This is a genomic window from Moorena producens 3L (genome assembly GCF_000211815.1).
Lineage (GTDB): Bacteria > Cyanobacteriota > Cyanobacteriia > Cyanobacteriales > Coleofasciculaceae > Moorena > Moorena producens.
The window spans coordinates 25758-45233 of the sequence record NZ_GL890966.1 but is presented as its reverse complement, the minus strand read 5'-3'; the positions used below and the strand labels follow the sequence as shown (position 1 = coordinate 45233).

22 protein-coding genes are annotated in these 19476 nt (G+C 43.6%); 7 read left to right on the top strand and 15 right to left on the bottom strand.

The features are described 5' to 3' along the window. Positions 1 to 55: 55 nt before the first annotated feature. The 12 genes from LYNGBM3L_RS27195 to LYNGBM3L_RS46165 form a co-directional block, all read right to left on the bottom strand. Positions 56 to 1294 (bottom strand): RNA-guided endonuclease InsQ/TnpB family protein, encoded by a 1239-nt coding sequence (locus LYNGBM3L_RS27195; RefSeq protein WP_044495023.1) that lies wholly within the window; start codon positions 1292 to 1294, stop codon positions 56 to 58. A 56-nt stretch (positions 1295 to 1350) separates the two neighbouring features. After that, positions 1351 to 1839 carry an IS607 family transposase gene (locus tag LYNGBM3L_RS27190; protein ID WP_008188980.1) on the bottom strand — a complete coding sequence of 163 codons (489 nt, stop codon included), beginning with the start codon at positions 1837 to 1839 and terminating at the stop codon, positions 1351 to 1353. A 4-nt stretch (positions 1840 to 1843) separates the two neighbouring features. Then, positions 1844 to 2530 carry a CHAT domain-containing protein gene (locus tag LYNGBM3L_RS27185; RefSeq protein WP_008188977.1) on the bottom strand — a complete coding sequence of 229 codons (687 nt, stop codon included), beginning with the start codon at positions 2528 to 2530 and terminating at the stop codon, positions 1844 to 1846. Positions 2531 to 2966: 436 nt separating this feature from the next. Continuing rightward, on the bottom strand, positions 2967 to 3089 hold the full coding sequence (locus tag LYNGBM3L_RS49045; RefSeq protein ID WP_008188975.1) for a hypothetical protein: 123 nt from the start codon (positions 3087 to 3089) through the stop codon (positions 2967 to 2969). Beyond that, positions 3067 to 3297, bottom strand: a complete 231-nt coding sequence (locus tag LYNGBM3L_RS46170; protein ID WP_075873635.1) for a hypothetical protein — start codon at positions 3295 to 3297, stop codon at positions 3067 to 3069. The genes LYNGBM3L_RS49045 and LYNGBM3L_RS46170 overlap by 23 nt, the downstream gene beginning before the upstream one ends. A 12-nt stretch (positions 3298 to 3309) precedes the next feature. Then, positions 3310 to 3945 carry a PD-(D/E)XK nuclease family protein gene (locus LYNGBM3L_RS27180; protein WP_008188971.1) on the bottom strand — a complete coding sequence of 212 codons (636 nt, stop codon included), beginning with the start codon at positions 3943 to 3945 and terminating at the stop codon, positions 3310 to 3312. Between the two features lie 153 nt (positions 3946 to 4098). Next, the gene (locus LYNGBM3L_RS34320) at positions 4099 to 4611 is read right to left on the bottom strand and encodes a tetratricopeptide repeat protein (RefSeq protein WP_008188968.1); all 513 of its coding nucleotides are present in this window, start codon (positions 4609 to 4611) and stop codon (positions 4099 to 4101) included. A gap of 163 nt (positions 4612 to 4774) precedes the next feature. Beyond that, entirely contained in the window at positions 4775 to 5716 is a 942-nt protein-coding gene (locus tag LYNGBM3L_RS49555) for a group II intron reverse transcriptase (protein WP_008188966.1), read from the bottom strand. Then, entirely contained in the window at positions 5673 to 6461 is a 789-nt protein-coding gene (locus tag LYNGBM3L_RS49550) for a reverse transcriptase N-terminal domain-containing protein (protein ID WP_008188965.1), read from the bottom strand. The genes LYNGBM3L_RS49555 and LYNGBM3L_RS49550 overlap by 44 nt, the downstream gene beginning before the upstream one ends. Positions 6462 to 7132: 671 nt before the next feature. Further along, the gene (locus LYNGBM3L_RS27160) at positions 7133 to 7630 is read right to left on the bottom strand and encodes a hypothetical protein (protein WP_229414737.1); all 498 of its coding nucleotides are present in this window, start codon (positions 7628 to 7630) and stop codon (positions 7133 to 7135) included. Positions 7631 to 7670: 40 nt separating this feature from the next. Next, the gene (locus LYNGBM3L_RS27155) at positions 7671 to 8930 is read right to left on the bottom strand and encodes a tetratricopeptide repeat protein (protein ID WP_008188962.1); all 1260 of its coding nucleotides are present in this window, start codon (positions 8928 to 8930) and stop codon (positions 7671 to 7673) included. Positions 8931 to 8934: 4 nt separating this feature from the next. Next, positions 8935 to 9078: a hypothetical protein gene (locus LYNGBM3L_RS46165; protein ID WP_165691808.1), complete on the bottom strand. Its 144-nt coding sequence runs from the start codon at positions 9076 to 9078 to the stop codon at positions 8935 to 8937. Between the two features lie 233 nt (positions 9079 to 9311). On the opposite strand from LYNGBM3L_RS46165, the gene LYNGBM3L_RS27150 reads away from it, so the two are divergent. Together LYNGBM3L_RS27150 and LYNGBM3L_RS27145 are read left to right on the top strand one after the other, a co-directional pair. Further along, positions 9312 to 10199 carry an Rpn family recombination-promoting nuclease/putative transposase gene (locus LYNGBM3L_RS27150; RefSeq protein ID WP_008188961.1) on the top strand — a complete coding sequence of 296 codons (888 nt, stop codon included), beginning with the start codon at positions 9312 to 9314 and terminating at the stop codon, positions 10197 to 10199. A 37-nt stretch (positions 10200 to 10236) separates the two neighbouring features. Next, entirely contained in the window at positions 10237 to 10497 is a 261-nt protein-coding gene (locus LYNGBM3L_RS27145; protein WP_081431891.1) for a DUF4351 domain-containing protein, read from the top strand. Positions 10498 to 10616: 119 nt separating this feature from the next. Here the strand turns inward: LYNGBM3L_RS27145 and grxD are convergent, their stop codons facing one another. The 3 genes from grxD to LYNGBM3L_RS27130 form a co-directional block, all read right to left on the bottom strand. After that, the gene (grxD, locus tag LYNGBM3L_RS27140) at positions 10617 to 10940 is read right to left on the bottom strand and encodes a Grx4 family monothiol glutaredoxin (protein ID WP_008188959.1); all 324 of its coding nucleotides are present in this window, start codon (positions 10938 to 10940) and stop codon (positions 10617 to 10619) included. A 108-nt stretch (positions 10941 to 11048) separates the two neighbouring features. After that, positions 11049 to 11303, bottom strand: a complete 255-nt coding sequence (locus LYNGBM3L_RS27135; RefSeq protein ID WP_008188957.1) for a BolA family protein — start codon at positions 11301 to 11303, stop codon at positions 11049 to 11051. A 266-nt stretch (positions 11304 to 11569) separates the two neighbouring features. Next, on the bottom strand, positions 11570 to 12181 hold the full coding sequence (locus LYNGBM3L_RS27130; protein ID WP_044495021.1) for a tetratricopeptide repeat protein: 612 nt from the start codon (positions 12179 to 12181) through the stop codon (positions 11570 to 11572). A gap of 198 nt (positions 12182 to 12379) precedes the next feature. On the opposite strand from LYNGBM3L_RS27130, the gene LYNGBM3L_RS38960 reads away from it, so the two are divergent. From LYNGBM3L_RS38960 to LYNGBM3L_RS27105, 5 genes are all read left to right on the top strand, one after another. Then, positions 12380 to 12514, top strand: coding sequence for a proprotein convertase P-domain-containing protein (locus LYNGBM3L_RS38960; protein ID WP_008188949.1), 135 nt, complete (start codon positions 12380 to 12382; stop codon positions 12512 to 12514). Positions 12515 to 13257: 743 nt separating this feature from the next. After that, complete coding sequence (locus tag LYNGBM3L_RS27120; RefSeq protein ID WP_044495031.1) at positions 13258 to 14226, top strand: ABC transporter ATP-binding protein; 969 nt, start codon at positions 13258 to 13260, stop codon at positions 14224 to 14226. Between the two features lie 212 nt (positions 14227 to 14438). Beyond that, positions 14439 to 15218 (top strand): ABC transporter permease, encoded by a 780-nt coding sequence (locus tag LYNGBM3L_RS27115; RefSeq protein ID WP_008188942.1) that lies wholly within the window; start codon positions 14439 to 14441, stop codon positions 15216 to 15218. Positions 15219 to 16556: 1338 nt separating this feature from the next. Next, positions 16557 to 17690 carry a pentapeptide repeat-containing protein gene (locus tag LYNGBM3L_RS34315; RefSeq protein ID WP_008188941.1) on the top strand — a complete coding sequence of 378 codons (1134 nt, stop codon included), beginning with the start codon at positions 16557 to 16559 and terminating at the stop codon, positions 17688 to 17690. A 786-nt stretch (positions 17691 to 18476) separates the two neighbouring features. Next, a complete protein-coding gene (locus LYNGBM3L_RS27105) occupies positions 18477 to 19439 on the top strand; it encodes a hypothetical protein (protein WP_008188940.1) in 963 nt (320 codons plus the stop codon). The last annotated feature ends 37 nt before the right edge of the window (positions 19440 to 19476 follow it).

The window sequence follows — 19476 nt, the reverse complement described above, 5'->3', positions numbered from 1 at the left end:
TTTCTGAGCTTGCTGTAATGCCGATACTTTTTAGCTACCAGAATCTCCCAAAAAGTCAATCCTGGCTCGCCAATGCAAGCTGATTTCTCAGCCAGGGTGTATCTACCAAGGCACGTAGGAATATCCCACGTGCGCCATTGATGTCGCGATCCATCGATCGGCCATCAATTTTTGATTTAATTTTCTTGCTACCACCGATATTTATTAACTCACCTGTCCAGCTAACAGTTTTACTGGTATAGGCTTCACAGACGTCTACTACTGTTTTCCCTGTTTCTCCAGCTTTGTGTTTGAGGAACTCTTTGAAGCGATAATGAGCAAAAGAAAGCAAATTCCGAACAGTTTTAGACCTGATCTTCCTGTTTCCTTTTTTTGTCATTTCAGATGTCTCAAAAGTAGGAAGTAGTATAACGTCAAAGTTGTCAACTAAAAAACGGGCAGCCTTATGATGTAGTTCGTTAATCAGATTCTGAATTCTAATGATTATTCGCCTGGCAGCTTTTATCATTCGACGTTTTTGCTTCCCTTTTGCCTTGCTTATTCTTGATAAGAGGCCATCGAGGTGAGAGCAAAGTCGTTGAATTCGAGAAAAATCTCCACAACCAATTTTTCCTACAGAATTCTCACTAAAAAGTGTCAAAAATGTTCTAACACCAGGGTCTAAAGCTACTACTCTACCTTGGTTCTCGGATTTTACTTGAGTAGTCTTGTGAGGGACTGTCAGGTAGTAATCCCCATTGGTGCTAGTTAATCGACAATCTCCAATATCATCTGGAAGTGTTTCAGTAAAGGTCAATTCACCCAGTTTTGTATGGTAAATCCCTTTGCTAGATACAGCCGACTTAGGGATGTAGCAAGACTGAACAGGATTTTTACGAGATCTAAATCGCACTCGATTTATTTGTCCAGTCTTTTTATACTTTTTCTTGGCCTCCCTTACAGCGGTGCAAGCATCCTTTATCGCTATAGATTTGATTTGATAAGGTACTGCCTTACACCACTCTGGTAAGCTATTCAGAATGTCGGTCTTGATGGCTTTCCAGTTAGCTTTAGTCTCACCATCTTCAAGAATCTTGACGGTTTTGTTGAAAACATAACGGGAAACTCCAAACCACTTACGAACAGTATATCGCTGTTCAGCATTGAGGAATATCCGGATCTTTTTTGATTTTTGACCCGTACTTTCTGAGTCCGTGGACACGGCAATAGAAGACGTGAATGATGGAGAGAATATCTGCGGTAAGTTCTGATTCTGGACAACTTTCAGGCTGGTCGAGAACCAAGATTTATCCACCGTTGATGCCGACCGGAGATGAAACCTTAGAGTAGTGCAGCCTTACTACAAAACCTTTACCCTATGCTGCATAATTTACCAACTATAAAGGCTGCACTACTCTTACGGTAACTTCTAACCAAGTACTCAATGAGTTCAAACCCAAATCGTGTAAGTCTGTCTCTACAGGCAACAACAATCGTGAGCTGATCTCCACGCACAACTCGTTCCAATATGGATCGAAGCCCTTTCCTTTTGTAGTTGAGTCCTGAGCCGATGTCTTTAATGATTTCGGCTTGCGGGAAAAGGGAGTGCATGTAGGCGATTTGTCTGGCGAGGTCGTCTTTTTGTTTAGTGGAACTGACTCGACAGTAGCAAATTGTAAAATGATCTGATCGAGAGCTTGACGAACTGTTCCCGAAAGTGAGCAGGCTTTCGACGTCAAACAATCTTGTTCCGCCTGGCGTTTTCTCGCATCTAATCGTTCCATCGTCCGCGTACTTTCTTAGTGTATTTTTGGAGAGTCCCGTAAGTTCGACCGCCTTACGGAGTGGAATGAGTGCCATGTTTTTAATCTAACACACATTCTGGGAGATTGTGGGAGGTATATGAATATTTTCGGAAACTGTTACAAGCCCTAGAGCGGAGAGCGGTTTCGGTAGCCGCTTTCCCCACCAGGGCTTTGGTCTGGAAGAGCTTGGCAATGGTCTCTACTTCTTTTTGAGCATGATTTAAGGGGGAAAGTCCAGGAATGGTGGGATCTCCCAGGGCGAGAAGACTGCCTGTGGTTGATTTGCCCTTGTCGGGTAAGTAGCGCAGGATGCTAGCACTGGGCAGGGACAATAGGGCGTAGTTGTCACTGAGGTACTCCTTGCCGTCAGTGAGGGCAGCAAAGGGAAGATAGTGCAGGATACCGTGGGGAACAATGGTGATAGTGGTGGTGTTGAGATGGGGCTGGAGGGGTACAATTAGCCAGTCGTGCAGGTTTTTAAGTTCTAGGGGATGGGGTTGATCTAAGTCAGCAAAGTCTTGGAAAAGTGTCAGTTCTTCGGTCAGTTGTTGGCGAGTGACATTGAGGGGGACAGTGTGGAAGCTGTTGCGGGTGATAATGAAGGCTAGGGTGCGTTCATCCGTGACAAAGTACTCGACTAGGGTAGTATCGCTATCCAGCAAGCCTTGGATTTCAGGGAGGGAGGCAACTTCTACAGTTTTTAAGCTAGCGATTTCAGGGTTTTGGACTTTTAATTGAACCAGCAAGTCCTGGTAGTCTTTTCGCAGAGCAGTTCGGTTGTTTTCGGTTTCGGCAATCGTTTCGTGATCCCACTGGTTTTTGGGACGGTTGCGGAGAGTTAGTAAACAGCTAGAGAAAATATCGCAGACTCTACCAAAAACTCTTATTATTTGTTAAACTTAAATTAGGTTAACACCGACAGGGATTATTATGTAACTTAAATTAAAGCCGAAAACCAAGGGTTTAGTAGTTGCGCTCTCTATCCCGGTGTTAGACTTTTTTGACATTTTTATGGCGCTCGCGGGATATTCCGTCAGAGAAGCGCGGAGATACCCCCTGGATGCTATTGCATCTTGCATTGGCGAGCCAGAATTTGCCTTTGGTAGGTTTTGGTAGCTAAAAAGTATCGGATAAAGACTGCTGATGAAACTCAATCGCTTTGCGGTATTGCCCTAGGCTATCCTAAGCAAGCCCGAGATTGTTGAGGGAGTTGGCTTCCCCGTGGCGGTCTTCCAGTTCGCGATAAATGCCTAGGGCTTCTTGCCAGGACTGGAGGGCAGCTTTATATTGACTGGTATTGTTCAATTCCTTGCTCAAACAGTTGGTCAGCTTTAGCCTGAAGTAAGTCTGAGGGGGTGGCTTCTTCCTGGGAGTTTTGAGTCTGTGCCCAGCTCGATTGAGCCATCAGTGGCACAGTTACAGTAGCAGAGAAGATAGCAGGAACCAGGGTTACCATCAACAGACGAACTCCCAGGTAATGTAGAACTATTGGCGGTAAACTCCTATCCCTCATCACAAATCACCATTATTCCTGGTTAATTGCCAATTGACCCAAACCCTTCAGTACCCTTAGAACGCTATACAGCTCATTTCCTGGATTGAAAATATCAAACAATTTAGAGACAGCGTACTGAGTTATTTCGCCTTTAACTAATTTGATAAACCTGAAGCTACTGCCATTCGTAATCAGTCCATAAACCGGTTTTTCAGGATAGGGATTTGACAGCATATAAGCCAGGAGTTGGGGTTTACCCACTTCCAAAGAAAAGGCCACTTTCTTGGATTCAATAACCACTACCAAAAACTGCTCCCATAACACCAATACATCGATATTTCCTCTGACGATAACTCCCCGGTCTTCTTCGGCAATTTCTACAGACTTCTCTGACTTGATGTGAAAAGGAGGCAAGTATAACCCTGCTAAATCTAACAAGGGAGAGAGCACAACCATTTTGACGGTGTTTTCTAACAGAGGAGGATATTTCGTTAAATTTGTATAACTAACCTTGACTCGGTCTAATCTTTCTTTTTCCGTAGCAGTAATTTCTGGCAAATCATCTTGCCACTCTCGAAAAAATTCGTTATCCTCAACTAAGTGAATCCCAAATTTTGTTTCTAATTCGTATAGAGTAATTTCTCTGGCTGGTATAGTTTGAATCATATCTAGCAATTCTCAGAACGAGTGAGGTAAAAATATCTGGGTTTTAGGGAGCTTCGGAGCAGGGAGTAGGGAGTAGGTAATATGGCCGCAAAACATATCACAATTCATTTAGGATTGGTATAGCCAGTGTTAATCCCTAGGGAATCTCAAATCTTACTTTAACTCTGACAGTTGCTTTTCTAATTCCCCTACCCGTTTTCGGTCCCCAAACTGTTCATAGATTGCCTTCGCTTGTTCTAACAAACTCACTCCTTCTTGCCGATTCCCACGAGCATACTGAACCTCCCCTAATCCAGCTTTGGCTGCTGCTAGTTCTTCCCAATGCTCAGTTGCTGTGGTCAGTTCTACTGCCTTTGAATAAGGACCCTTAGCTTCCACAACTAGTCCTATCCGTTTATACAAATCACCCAGTAAGCGATAAATCGGTGCTATTTTTTGATCGTTTTCTTGTCCTTCCAGGATTTCAATGGCCTCAGCCGTTAAATCGTAGTCAGCATAGAGTTCAGCTAGAGCTAAGGGCTTGAACTCCTTTGGTAGATTCTGTTCCTGAATCCGCCGAGCAATAACCTGAATTTCTCTAGCTTGATCTGACTTAATCCGCGTAAATCCTAGTCCTCCAGTGCTATCTTCTGTAGAGGCACGATTTCTATCAGTCTCGACGACCAACTTATAACTAACTCCAGGTTTTAGTGGCTTACTTCATTAAACTAAGCCGGTGAGTCGCCTCACCGACTCGTCTACCCTTCGGGAAGGCTACGCCAACAGAACCGTACGTGATAGTTTCCCATCATACGGCTCCTCATCATAGGAACCATTGTCATTGGTACCTCTAAAACGGATTTTCATCTATCTCATGTGAGTTGATTTTGTTTCCGTGTTTGGCATCGTGACAGTGGAGGTGTAATAATTCTAAATTTTTGTTTAGATTACTTCCACCTAAGGCACGTGGTATTATGTGATGTTTTTCCAACAAATCTCCATCTTTAAAGGTAAGTCCACAATGAGTACATTTCCCTTCTTGCCGTTCTAAAAGCTTTCCCTTCTGAGTGGTCATCTCAGGATGTTCTCTCATTCTGGTGCTCCAATAGATTAGGTCTCCATCGTAAGGGCTTCTGGTGTCCTGGACTTTTTTATGCCTGACAATTTCTGTTTTAGCATGTTTTGGGAGGCTAATACCCTCTTTAGTCATGAACACCCAGTTATCATCTCCGATGGTTCCCCAATATTTCTTGTTTACCCAGGATTTCGATTTCTTTGGATGTCTCCTGTATCCCCATCTTTGGAGTTTATTCCATAGCATGTTCCCTAAGTCGTTGAAGGTTTCTTTACTACAGACCCCTCTGTAGTAGTTACACCATCCACGTATAATAGGTTTAAGGTGGCGTATTAATGCTTCCTGAGGGGCAGCTCTATGTTTCCTAATGGCATTTGAGAGCTGCCCGTAATGCTCTTGGACTTTTTCCTTAGATGGTTTGATGATGGTTTTAAAGCCTTGTTTTGAGTGGTTTTTACCTGCTTTGTATTGACGTATGTTAGATCCGAGGAAGTTGAATCCGTCAAGGGTATGGGTCATTTGAGTTTTACTAGGCTTTAATTCCAAACCCATGTTATGTAGCCAGTTGTTAATCACTTCCTGACATTCTTCTACCACTTTCTGGTCTTTATGTAGGATGACGAAATCGTCAGCATATCTGATTAAGGCTAATCCCTTTTTGTAGTGGGTTTTTTTACCTTTTACAGAGTTGGCGTAATCCCATATGGCTTTTTCCATTCCGTGGAGGGCTATGTTCGCGCTTTAGTGGAGAGATGACTCCACCTTGAGGAGTACCCTCATTTGTAGGTGAGAATATCCCGTTATCCATCACACCGGCTTTTAACCAGGACTTTATTAGACGTCTCATGGATGGATAAGTATTTAATTTAGTTAGAAGTGCTTCGTGGTTAATTTTGTCGAAGCATTTGGCAATGTCAGCATCTAATACCCATTTAGGTTTTTTGTTAATGCTTACATATATTGCTCCGATGGCATCATGACATGAGCGTCCTGGTCTGAATCCATATGAGTTAGGTTCAAATTTGGCTTCCCATTCAGGTTCAAGAGCCTGAATGGCCGCTGCCTGTAATGCGCGGTCGTATATGGTCGGTATTCCTAATGGGCGTTTTTCCTTCCGTCCAGGTTTGGGTATCCATACCCTTCTGGTTGGTTGTGCCCTTTTTGAGATTATTAGGCTGTCTACTAAGGCGAGTCGTTGCTTACTTGTTAGAGCTTTCTTCCCGTCTATTCCAGCAGTCTTTTTGCCTTTGTTCTCTTGGGTAACCCTTCGGACCGCAATCATTTTGGCTGTCCAGGACTTCATCAGGATTTTTTGTAGTTTTCGTACCACGCGGACGTCTCCACGTTGAGAGGCTTGATATATTCGTTTTTGTAACTTCCACAAAGTCTTTTCTAGCTTTTGCCAGTTAACTTTGTTCCATTCTGACTGTGGAGCGAACCCCCGAGTTTTAGACTTATTCATTACTACTTACGACCATATCTTTTCCTATAACGTGAGTCTGTCTGCGTATCCTAGGTATTACCCTAGGCATTTGCTTCTGACTCAATCTTGTCCTCACATGACTTGCGGCTAGCTACCTACTCGAAATGTTCGACCTTTTCGAGAGTACATGTGAGAATTACCTCGTTCCTGATAATCATATTTTGAACTTTTAGGGCAGTACTGTTCACCGGGAGTTGTGGGAAATCTTATAAGAACCCAGAATCTTATAGTCCTTACTCCATTGACTATTTGTCTGTAGCGTGTCAACCTTATTTTCGCTACGTGTTGCTGACGATGATTCGGATGTACTTTCCTGTGCGTACCCATGAGTTCGTTGCCTAAGTTGACATCGATCAGGTTAAAGGATGTTTCGCTCGTTCGACCCTTGCATCAATTTATAGGTTTGCTATTTCTATAAATCAGGGTAGGGCTGTCACTCGGATTTCGCGAGGGTCAGAAGTTACCGAAACAATAGTGCAGCCTTTATGGTCAGCAGGTTAGGCATCATAGGAGTAAGGTTTTGTACTAAGGCTGCACTATTCTAAGGTTTTGTCTCCGGGATGGTTTTTCACCATCATGATTATCAAGTTGTCATGGTTTGTTGAACCAAGCAGCTAATCCTCCAAACCCTTATAGGGTAAGGTTTATAGCTAACGAGTCGCACCTGGATAAACAACCTGACAAATACCCTGTTGACAAACCTGCTCTCGACTAAATTCCTCAGTCCAATTCAAGCCTCGCCCTCTCACTGTTACCATGAAACTGCTAGCATCGGTGGCATCATGCCAGCTTAGAGTGGGCTTGTCAGTCAGTAAACGAGTTGCCCGTGGGCTGATAATGTAGGGAATAGAGGAGCTTACCGGACGTGCTCTGACAATTCTCCTGGAGCTTTTAATTCGCGGTGGTGGACATATGCCATTAATGCCTGTTGTTACCCCAGCAGGTACAGAGTGAGTTTTACCATGATCACAAAATAGTTTAACCCTAACCCCCGATGGTGGTCTCAGCAGATCCCCTGGATTTATCGTGGTATAGTTAGGCACTGGATGGAAACGTGACCATCCCTCCCGTTCTAGCTCAACTCTACCCGTGGTTTTAAAAATCCAATGCCCTGCCAGTACTGGCTTACTCACCAGGCTTCCCAACATAATCATAACTATGGTCAAGATCGGGGCAGAGCAAATCAGCTTACTTAGTCGATTCACTAGTCTTATCTTTAACACCTACTTGAGCATCTATACGTTCACGAGCCATCCCAACCCAGATATCTTCATCAGGGTTACGGATATCAGTATAGCGTAAACAAATTTTCCATTCTGCCAAGGCATTGTCTGGATCTTTTTCTGGTTTGTTTTCAATGACTTGCGCTAATAAACAGTGAGCCGCTGCCGGAGTTCGCGTAAAGGTTTTGTCTAGTTCAATAGCATCTCTGAGGTAGGTTTCGGCTTCGGCATAGCGTTCTTGCTTCAACCTAGCCCAGCCTAAGTTTTTCAATAATGCATATTGAGTTCCCGTTTCTGCTTCTGGCACAGTATCTAACCCCTTCAAAAGTAAAGATACCGCTTGGGAATAGTTTTTATCTTGAATATACAACCGCACCAATTCATTATAAGCAGCATCTAAACCCCCCTCTACCGCTAACCTATACTGAGTTCGCGCCTTATCCAACTCCTGTAAATCTTCATAAAGACGACCCAAATTGTAGTGCGCTTCGGCATTATCTGGATTGAGACTCAATGCTCGTTCATAATTAGACTGAGCACTTGACCAGTCTCCTTTATTATCATATTTGTCGAAACCCCATTTATTAAAGCAGTCCGAAATCAAGGGCAAAGATCCTCGAAAGCCAATTAACGAAACTAAAAGTACCACCGATAGTCCCAATTTTACTTCTTGCCAAAGATATTTTTTAATCCCTAATCCCGATAGAATTTCTTCAACACCTGTACGACCAGCTTTGGTTAAAACCCCCCCAGCTGTCAACAAGGTCAATGCACTCTGGGAAATCACCGCAAAAGAACCTATAAAACCCGGACTAGTACTTAAAAAACGGGAGGAAATATCTACCACTAGACTCACCGATGCCGTTAAAGAAGTAACTGTCAGTGCATTCCACAGCCAGTCGAAACGGTCTAAGCGATGAGTAGGTGCTTGTAGAAACCACCACCAGTAGTCTTGTGGGGGATGAAAGCTAGTCCGCCAATTAGTTAATTGCACAGTCTGAGTAATCAAACCAGCCTGCTTTTTCAATCTGCTATCTAACTCAATCAGTTTAATCAGTTTATCTTTAGAAATGTGGGCAATATCAGCAAATTTTTCCTGAACAATATTGCGAGCAATCAGGACACGAAGAATGGCTTCAGGAGATGGATTATTGTCAGTTTTTTCAAGGGCGGTCAGGGCAGCTTCATAACGATTGAGAGTAGACTCTAACTCTAGGATGCTCATTCAGCTAATAGCAAAGGGAATAGGGAGTAGGGAGTAGGGAGTAGGGAGTAGGGAATAGGGAGTAGGGAACAGCGGATCTGGGAACAGGGAGCAGTGGATCTGGAAACAGGCAAGATGCCTGTTCCACCAAGATGCCTGTTCCAGGCACCAGGTCAAACACCTTTAATGAGATGCACCCTTCTGATTTAGATCTTATCTAAAGGTATTCTGTCAATCAGAAATACTCCGGTATCATAACTTGAATAAATAAACAAGATCCAGGTGCGATCAATTTTTTAGCTCAGATTCACTACACTGTCTTGATGCAGTCGCTCATGGGGGAAACCCCCAAGACCGCGCTGCATCGCTGTCTGAGATAGTGTTAACTTTGAACAATTTGCCTTGGCCTACGATAATATCTGCAAATACCTAGCAGAAGAATATCCATCAGAGTTTTTTCAGTGGCTATTGGGTGAGGAACCTGATGATATTCAGGTACTTAAAACCGAATTAAGTGCTGAACCCATTCAAGCTGATGCTCTGACTTTACTCCAAAGTACAAACCAAATTCTGCACCTAGAATTTCAAACCTTACCTCAATCTGAGCCACCATTACCATTTCGGATGTTGGACTATTGGGTCAGGCTACAGCGCAAATACCGATGTCCGATTGAACAGGTGGTGATTTTTCTAAAGTCTACGACCTCACAGATGGTATTCAATAACGAGTTTAGGGATACTAATACCTGGCATCGTTATCGAGTAATTCGCTTGTGGGAGCAAGACCCATTACCACTGTTAGCCAATCGGGCTTTGTTACCCTTGGCAACTCTAGCTAGGAGTAATCGGCCTAATCTATTGTTGGAGCAAGTGGTTGCTGAAGTGGATAAAATTGAAGAAAAACCATTACGAGGAAACTTAGCAGCCTGTGTGGATGTGCTGGCTGGTTTACGGTTTGACAAAAATTTAGTGCGTCGATTGTTGAGGGAGGAAGTTATGGAAGAATCAGTCACCTATCAAGATATTATCCAAAAGGGAGTCCAGAAGGGAATCCAGCAGGGACTCCAGCAGGGACTCCAGCAGGGACTCCAGCAGGGACTCGACCGAGGAAAGCAGCAGGAAGCGGTATTAATTGTGATGCGTCAGCTAACCCTGAGGTTAGGTTTACTTGAGCCTGGGCTCCAAAAGAAGATTGAGGAATTATCCATTACTCGATTGGAGGAATTGAGTGAAGCCTTGTTGGATTTTGAGACAGCAACCGATTTAGCGGTTTGGTTGGATCACGGCTGAGATTGAACTGTTAGTGTTCACCTTGTCAGAGGAAGTTATGGAAGAATCAGTCACCTATCAAGATATTATCCAAAAAGGAGTCCAAAAGGGACTCCAGCAGGGACTCCAGCGAGGAAAGCAGCAGGAAGCGGTATTAATTGTGATGCGTCAGCTAACCCTGAGGTTAGGTTTAATTGACCCTGGGCTCCAACAGCGGATTGAGGGATTATCCATTACTCGATTGGAGGAATTGAGTGAAGCCTTGTTGGATTTTGAGACAGCAACGGATTTAGCGGTTTGGTTGGATCAGCAGCCTTAGGGCTGAAATCTTGATTTTTCGTTTCAGTATTTAAGTCCTAAAAAAAAGCGATCGCATTTCCTAATCCGATCGCTTTTTGCGGTTCTTCAGTTCTGTCAATACTTTGCTGCTGTCAAGGATTAGGATGCCAGGGCGACTTCCACGGTCTGCTGCAATTCACCATTTTGATACATTTCAATCATCACATCGGAGCCACCGATAAACTCTCCCTTAATGTACACTTGAGGAATAGTTGGCCAGTTGGAATATTCTTTGATTCCCTGGCGAATCTCGTAATCTTCTAGTACGTCTACGGTTTCGTACTTAATTCCTAGGCTATTCAGAATTTGGACAACGTTATTAGAAAAGCCACACTGGGGCATTAGTTTGCTGCCCTTCATGAATACCAAAATTTTGTGCTCTTGTGTTAATTTTTCTATTCTCTCTTTCAGTTCTGGTGTCATCGTTGTCTTAAACTCCTGGGATATCTAGATAGTTATTTCGATAGTCGATATTATATTAGTCTAGCGGGCGCGAAATCCTAGACTCTTCCAATTATGACTTAGGCCAGTTTACTGCTTGCCAGCCCAAGCTTCGGGGGTATAGGTTTTTAGAGCTAGGGCGTGAATGGCCTCCGTTGCCAACTCTTCGCTTAGGGCTCCATAAACCAGCTGATGTTGTTTCACCAAGGATTTACCTTCAAACTCGGAGGAGACAACAGTGGCTTGGAGATGGTTACCACCCCCTAAATCTTCTACTTTTACCTGAGCATCCGGTATCGATTCTTTAATCTTTTCTTCAACTTGCTGTGTACTAATCGGATCCATTTTTTTTATTCCAGTTTCTATTGGAATTTCTAAAATACACTAAAATTTAACGTAAGCATATGCGCTACGCGCACGCTACTTAAGGTGCGGTCAGCGGTCAGCGGTCAGCTTTCCGTAACTCAGATCAAACCAATGCTTACCTCTTGTTTTATTCAAAAGCACCTCAAGTAGCGTGCCCATAAGCTGTTCGCCCAGCGTGGCCATTCGCGTAGCGTGGCCAACGGCCAAGGCCATTGGCTGATAGCTGATAGCTGATAGCTTACAATTTAACTGCCTTTATTAGAACCAGCGGACGAGGTGGGCTGGCTATTGCCATTTCTAGGAAAGGGAGAATCGACGAATCCTAGCTCAAACAGCTGTTGGTAGGATTTTTTTCCCAATTCCCTGGTTGGATTTTGAGACCGAATAATTTGAATTAACAAGGGCACAGCTAATTCTGGCTGGTCATTGGCTCGATGGACTAGGGCTAGCCGATAGGTAGCTTCATCTCGCTTTTCAGCAGTTTCCAGGGCTTTTTGCCGTTGAGACTCGTAGACTCGGTTGTCAATGCCGGAAAAACTGGAAGCCAGCTGTTGGTAAAAGTTAGACAACTGGTTGAATATCTGACGTGCCTCTTGGAGTTTTTTGGCCGCTACGCTATAGTTCCCTGAATCAATAGCGTTCGTCGCCTCTTGCATCATCCGCTCTCCCCCCGGCATACTCAATAGGCTGTCTTCTTGAGTCAACGGCCCGGTATTGTTGGGGTCAGTGATGTCTGATTCTACTTGGATATCAGCACCTTGCGCCTGTGCTGGTGGCAGTACTACCAAAGCTGCCATCACGGGAAGAGCAACGAAACAGGCGAGCCTGACCGGATTAAGAGTGCCAGAATAAACCATACTATAGCTTTGGGAATTGGTTACCTAAAATAATAGAGTAAATCCAAACTATTGGTATAGTACCATTACCACAAACGATTAAGGGCTTCTTGGAAAGGTAAAGCAGGTACCAGAGTTGTTGGATCTAAGGTTCAGACTGAAAATAGTCCTAAAAGGTTCCCTATTCATCCCCGATGCCTATTAAAACAAACCTATTCCGTGGAAACTACTCCTGGTTTGAAGTCGGTTTTGAATAAACCAGCATCGGGAGTATGGCAATTACAGGTGGTGGATGATGTAGCGATGGATACGGGAAGGTTGAATAGTTGGGAGTTGATTTTGGGAGTTGGTTGAAGGGTTAAGGTTAGTGGGTTTAAGGTTAGGGGGTTGAACGCGAACGCGTGGCCAAAGGCCAAGGTTGAACGCGAACGCGTGGCCTTTTGGCCAAGGTTAGCTAGCTGATCGCTGATCGCTGATCGCTGATCGCTGATCGCTGATCGCTGATCGCTGAATGCTTACAGGTTAACTGGTTACCTTTGAAATTAACGATAAATAGAGATAAGACTTGATAAGTACCTGTTTTTCTGGCTTTAATGCCTGATTTCTATCCCTTCATCCATCTTTGGTGTCTTGATTAATTTTGACAGCATTAAAACGTCTCGTTATACTACTTTTGTAGTACAAGTGAAAGCAAAGTTTTTCCTTTGGCTTTGCGAAGCTAATGAATTTACCCAAGTCATGAATTTATTTAAGTAAGACTCAATTAACCTTGGGTCAGTGGTCCGTGAGCCATTACCCATTACCGATTATCCTTGGGTATTTCACTCAGCTAACCTTCAAGCAGCTAATCTTCAACCAGCCAACCTTCAACCCAGCCTAACCTTCAACCAGCCTAACCTCCAACCNCCTATCCCCCTGTGTGCCTTGCCTATCCCCCTGTTGCGTGTCTCAGACCAACCTCCAACCAGCCAACCTTCAACCCGCTAACCTTCACCCGCTAACCTTCAACCCGCTAACCTTCAACCCGCTAACCTTCAACCCGCTAACCTTCAACCCGCTAACCTTCAAAATTGAGCCACCCATCTGTGGTCTTAGCTATGCATCTTACAACATCTGAAATCGATACGGAACGAGTAGCACTGACGGCTTACGATTTGTGGAAATCTTATGGCGTTCGCGTAGCGGCTCCAAAGGAGCATCGCACTGTCGTTAGTGGAGTTAGTTTTACCCTAAATCCTGGGGAAGTTTTGGGTTTACTTGGACCGAATGGTGCGGGTAAAACGACTACGGTGGGAATGCTCTACGGCGCAGTTGTGCCTAGTCGTGGCTTTGTACAGTTGGGTCAATATCAGGTACATTCTCAAGGGCGACAGGTTCGTTTTTCCATGGGGATTGTTACTCAAGAGGATAATCTTGACCCGGACTTCACCGTATTTGAGAATTTGGTTGTCTTTGCCCACCACTACCGGATCACCGGTAAGTCAGCTCGGACACGAGCAGGGGAGTTACTGGAGCTCGTGGGGCTACAGGATTATGCTCAGCGGCGGATTGATGAGCTATCTGGTGGCTTGAAGCGGCGTTTGGTATTGGCACGAGCCTTGATTAATCATCCCCAAGTCGTGTTTTTAGATGAGCCTACTACAGGACTTGACCCGGATGCACGGCAGGATTTTTGGAAGCTGGTGATTCACCTGAAACATCAGGGGTGTGGGGTGTTGTTGACTACTCACTATATGGATGAAGCACAACGGTTATGCGATCGCTTAATCTTACTTCAGCAGGGTAAGGTGATTGACGAAGGTACCCCCGATGACCTGATTGAGCGCACTGTTGGTAAAGAGCTAGTGGAGATTGAGGGAATCTCGCCAGATATCCTGCAACAATTAGCGACTCAGTACGGAACTTGGTATCGCACCTTTGGCAGTAACTATCTGATTGCATTACCTATGGACAATCCCCAACCTCTCTGGCAGGACCTAAATACGATTCCATCTGTTAGTCTAACCCGCCGCCGCACCAACTTAGAAGATGTATTTTTACGACTGACCGGAACATCATTGGATTGATTAAGTTAGACAGGTTTACTATCAACATCCGGTTTACTAATTGTAATATCTTATATTGGGATATTTGTAATTAGTTAGGACTTACGAAGTTTAGTTGGGCATAATTTTAGGGGGGAATGATGTCAAAGTCCCCCAGAATTGGGGGATTTAGGGGGCAATGGGTAAGTTCTGTTAATAATTAATTAGTAATTTTGTAAAATCTTAAAATAAAAATGAAAGGAATTTCTGTAACATTTTGGGGTATCTACTCGGTCTGGCATCGTCATGCCAAAGTGTATCAAAAAACTTGGCTAGTCAATAGTTTACTCCCAATTTCTGAACCTATAATCTATCTGATTGCCTTTGGCTATGGTTTAACTCCCCTAGTGGGAGATGTTTCTTACTATGGTCAACCCACATCTTACTTGAACTTTATAGCTCCTGGAATGATCGGACTTGGGGTACTATTTCAGTCATTCTTTGAGGGAGCATTTGGGAGTTTTTTTCGCTTGAGTTTTCAAAAAACTTGGCATGCACTGCTGACAGCACCGTTGACTTTCATGGAAGTATTTATTGGAGATTGGCTATGGGCAACTACAAAGGGAGCTCTAGCTGGTACCATCACAGGGTTAGTAGCGGTGATCTGGGGACTTTACTCTGGCTGGCAATTGCTGGTATCTTTTCCTGTAATTATTTTGGGGAGTATGCTGTTTAGTGCTATTGGGCTATTTACAGCCGGAACGGTGCGTACTGTTGATCAGATTAATGTGCCAATTTTCTTGTTTATGATACCAATGTTTACTCTCTGTGGTACTTATTTTCCTAGGGATACATTACCCACTGGACTGGGTTATGTTGTTGCTATTTTACCCCTATCATCGATAGTTGATTTGTTACGTTGGCCTTTAGGGTTACCAGAGTTCTGGTTTTTAGAATTAATCTGGTTGTTGGTATGTACTGCTGTGTTTTCTAGGCTAGCTTGGCGTCAGATTTATCCGATTCTATTCCGTTGATTAGTCAAAGGGAGTAGGGAGTAGGAAAAGAGAGGGAAGTGTGGGAAGTGTGGGAGGTGTGGGGAGGTGGGGAGATGGGGAGATGGGGAGATGGGAGCATGTCACTTATGCAGAACATTTGTACGCTTATTTGGGTAATCGGTAATAGGTAATGGGTAATAGGTAATGGGTAATAGGTCTGAGGGGGAGCATGTCACCTATGAATATTTGTACATTATCTATAGCTCCCGGGTTTAAGCTTGCGCTAATCGGAAATAGGTAAGCATTCAGCCGTCAGCCGTCAGTGGTCAGCCGTTAGTGGTCAGCCGTTAGTGGTCAGCTTATTGTATTCAAAAGCTGTTCGTAAAGTAGCGTGCCCATAGCGCTAATCGCTGATAGCTGATAGCTGATAGCTGATAGCTGATAGCTGATAGCTGATAGCTGATAGCTGATAGCTGATAGCTGATAGCTGATAGCTGATAGCTGATAGCTGATAGCTGATAGCTGATAGCTGATAGCTGATAGCTGATAGCTGATAGCTGATAGCTGATAGCTGATAGCTGATAGCTGATAGCTGATAGCTGATAGCTGATAGCTGATAGCTGATAGCTGATAGCTGATAGCTGATAGCTGATAGCTGATAGCTGATAGCTGATAGCTGATAGCTGATAGCTGATAGCTGATAGCTGATAGCTGATAGCTGATAGCTGAAAAATGATAGCTGATAGCTGATAAATGATAGCTGATAGCTGATAAATGATAGCTGATAGCTGATAAATGATAGCTGATAGCTGATAGCTGATAGCTGATAGCTGATAGCTGATAGCTGATAGCTGATAGCTGATAGCTGATAGCTGATAGCTGATAGCTGATAGCTGATAGCTGAATGCTTACGGAAATAGTACTAATGTTTCAGCAACGCAAGACCTGCTCCCTGGGGAGATGCTTACAAGGGTAGGTTTTTTAAAAAGGGGCGAGTAGGTACGTTTATTACGTATAAATTAATCAAAATATGTATCAAAATACATAAGTATGTCCGAAAAAAATCTACCCATATGTATCAAAATACACAATAATTCCCGGGATAATTCTCCCCATTTCCCGCTTTTACCGATTCCCTCGGTGCGCGCCTCCTAGGGCGAGTAAATCGCCCTTGGGTCGCACCGCTCCCGATTCCCTCGGTGCGCGCCTCCTAGGGCGAGTAAATCGCCCTTGGGTCGCACCGCTCCCGACTCCCGATTCCCAGATCCGCTGTATATAGAAATAGCTCGTTAGTTAGATTTTTTGATTTATTCACATAATATTCACAAGATGGTGATTTAATAAAGTCTACCAGTTGAGTTAAGGATAATACAAGGCATGAAACTCAAGGTAAACCAGGCAAAAAATCACCCGTTACGGTTCAAAATGGTTGTTTTTTTGATTTATAGTGGATTAGTATACTTAGGGATTGCTTCGTTATATTGGTTTGTGGTATTTCCCATAAATTTCCTTGATGGATTTCTTGAAGAATCCCAACTCAATAAACTATTTTTTTTACTGAATCAAGTAGATGAAAAAGACCGAATTGTTTTTTATATAGCTGTTTTAATAATGGCTATAGGACTAGTAATTTTGCTGAAAATTTACTACTTAAGCAAGCGTTCATTCGATTTAGAAAAGACTGGTATAAGTGACAAAAAGGCTATCTGTTCAGAAGACAGGCAAATGATTCAATGCTTGAATAATGCCCTTGAGTGGCTGAGTTCTGATCAGATTGCCCTGCGGCTAGGTGGAATTTATGCCCTAGAACGAATTGCTAAGGTTTCTGCCCAAGACCACTGGAAAATCATGGAAATTTTATCGACATTTGTGCGATATCAGTCCCCTGGGAAGATTCATGTAGAGATGCAAAAGCAAATCAATGACTCATGCAGTCCTCTTCCAATTACAGAAGACCAAAAACTTCCTATTGATATTCAAGGTGCCCTGACGGTTATTGGCAGGCGCGACAGCTCAAAAGAGCTCGAAGATGATAAAATTGATTTACGTCACGCCACACTGATCGGGGCAAACTTAACAGAAGCAAACCTGCAAGAGGCATACCTTAATGGATCCAAACTACAAGGAGCTGATCTTAATCAGGCTAATCTAAAAGGAACATATGTGATCGGAGCCAATCTAGAAGGGGCAGACTGTAATCAAGCTAACCTCCAAGGAGCATACTTGATCAAAGCTAACTTGACAGACGCTTGCTTATCTGATGCTAACCTAGAAGGGGCATTTCTCAGGAGCGCTAAGCTAGAACAGGCAATCCTCTGGAATGCTAATTTACAGCGGGCATCGTTGATTCAAGCTAACTTGCAAGAGGCAAATTTAGAAGGAGCTAATCTCCACGGTACAGATTTAAGAGGGGCTAACCTCCAAGGAGCTAAAAATCTGACCAAAAAGCAGATTGAATTGGCACAAATAGATAGCGAAACTATTTTACCATACTACCTGATTAGGGCTTAATATTATTCTAATAAATTTGCGTTTTTTTTATAGGATACAGAAGACATAAATTAGATCTGGTGCATCTTATATTTGTAAAAACATAATCGAACAATAATTCCATTTAGATAAGCACAGCCTAAATAGACTTCGCGGCAGAAGTCGGAAGGAACAGCGGATCTGGGAATAGTGGACAATAATTGACGTAAACACTATCATAAAAAGACTTTTGCAAGAGGTCTAATAAATAATTAGAGTAAAAGTTGAAAACTACCATTGAACTACCATTATGAGTCTGAGGGGAAGCATATGGGCTACGCGAACAGCGTTCAGCTTAATTAAAATAAACCTCTTTGCCCTATGGCCACGCTACGCGAACAGAAGAATTTAAAGGTGCCCTTGACCCATTAAGAATTAAATTCGCCACGGGTCGCACCTAATAGTTCGAGATTAATCAGAATTGAAAGGTAAGCATTTAGCTGTCAGCCGTTGGCCTATGGCCACGCTACTTGAGGTGCCATAAGCCTTGGCCTATGGCCACGCACTCGCGTTTGGCTGATAGCACCTCAAGTAGCACCATCTGTAGCGCATTAGCTGATAGCTGATACGCGACACGCTGATAGCTGAATGCTTACGAATTGTGAGAATTTTTGATGCCATATTCCCTACTCCCTACTCTCTACTCCCTACTCTCTACTCCCTACTCTCTACTCCCTACCAGGAATCCATGATCGCGGTCGGGTAGGGTACGCGATCGCATAAACTGATGGAATCATCTATAAAATTCCATAAAAGAGAGGGTGATCCGTGGCTACTGACTACATTTTGTTTATACATGGTGTCAATACTCGCCAAGATCGAGAAACACCCCAATACGCTGACAAGCTTTTCGATCTGATTCAAAATAATGTTGAGTCATCCGTTCAACTCAAAAAGATCCCTCTGTACTGGGGGAATGTGGTAATTGAGCAGGAGAAGGAACTAGTAGCAGCATTGAATGCATCGAAGGTGTGGAATGAATTCTGGTTCAGAGACTTCCGTGAAAAGCAAATCTTACAATTCGTTGGAGACGGGGCTCTCTACCTCAGCAGACATGTTAGCTCTCTGGCTATTGAGCAGATGAGTAAACAAGCCTATCAGGGATTGGAAGGATACCAAGATCAGGATCGTTTGCACCTAGTTACTCACAGTTGGGGAACGATTATCCTATTTGATGTGTTGTTTGCTAGTCGATGGGATGACCCAAGTATACCTGGTCATCAGAGTATTCAGGAGATTCGCAAAAGCATTTTGGGCATCGAATCGGAGCAAGACAGTGCTATTCCTCTGGCTAGTGTTCATACCATGGGTTCACCGATTGCCCTATTTACTCTGATCCATATTGTTGGCAACACCAGAGAGGGGAGTACCCATGATATTAGTTCCAAACTAAAGGAATTACTGGGAAGTCTGACTCAACAAGGAGTGGCGTTACCCTGGCAAAACTTTGTACATCCGGGGGATCCCATTGCTTGGCCCCTAGAAGGAGTGTTACCCAAATTAGTAGATGAGTATGACAAAGTGATCAAACTTGAAGATGTACTTACCTACGGTTCTGGATTATTAGAAAATGTCGCTAAACCGATACAATCGACATTTTTAGCATTAATCAATGGTGGCAGTGCTCACGACAGCTACTGGACTAGTGAAAAGGTGGCTAAAAAAATTGCAGAGACGATTCACCAGACAGCTAGGGGCTCCTATATTTTGGGCCCATCCATAACGCGCTGATGGCTAAGGCTCAGGGAAAATTACCGATTACCGGTTA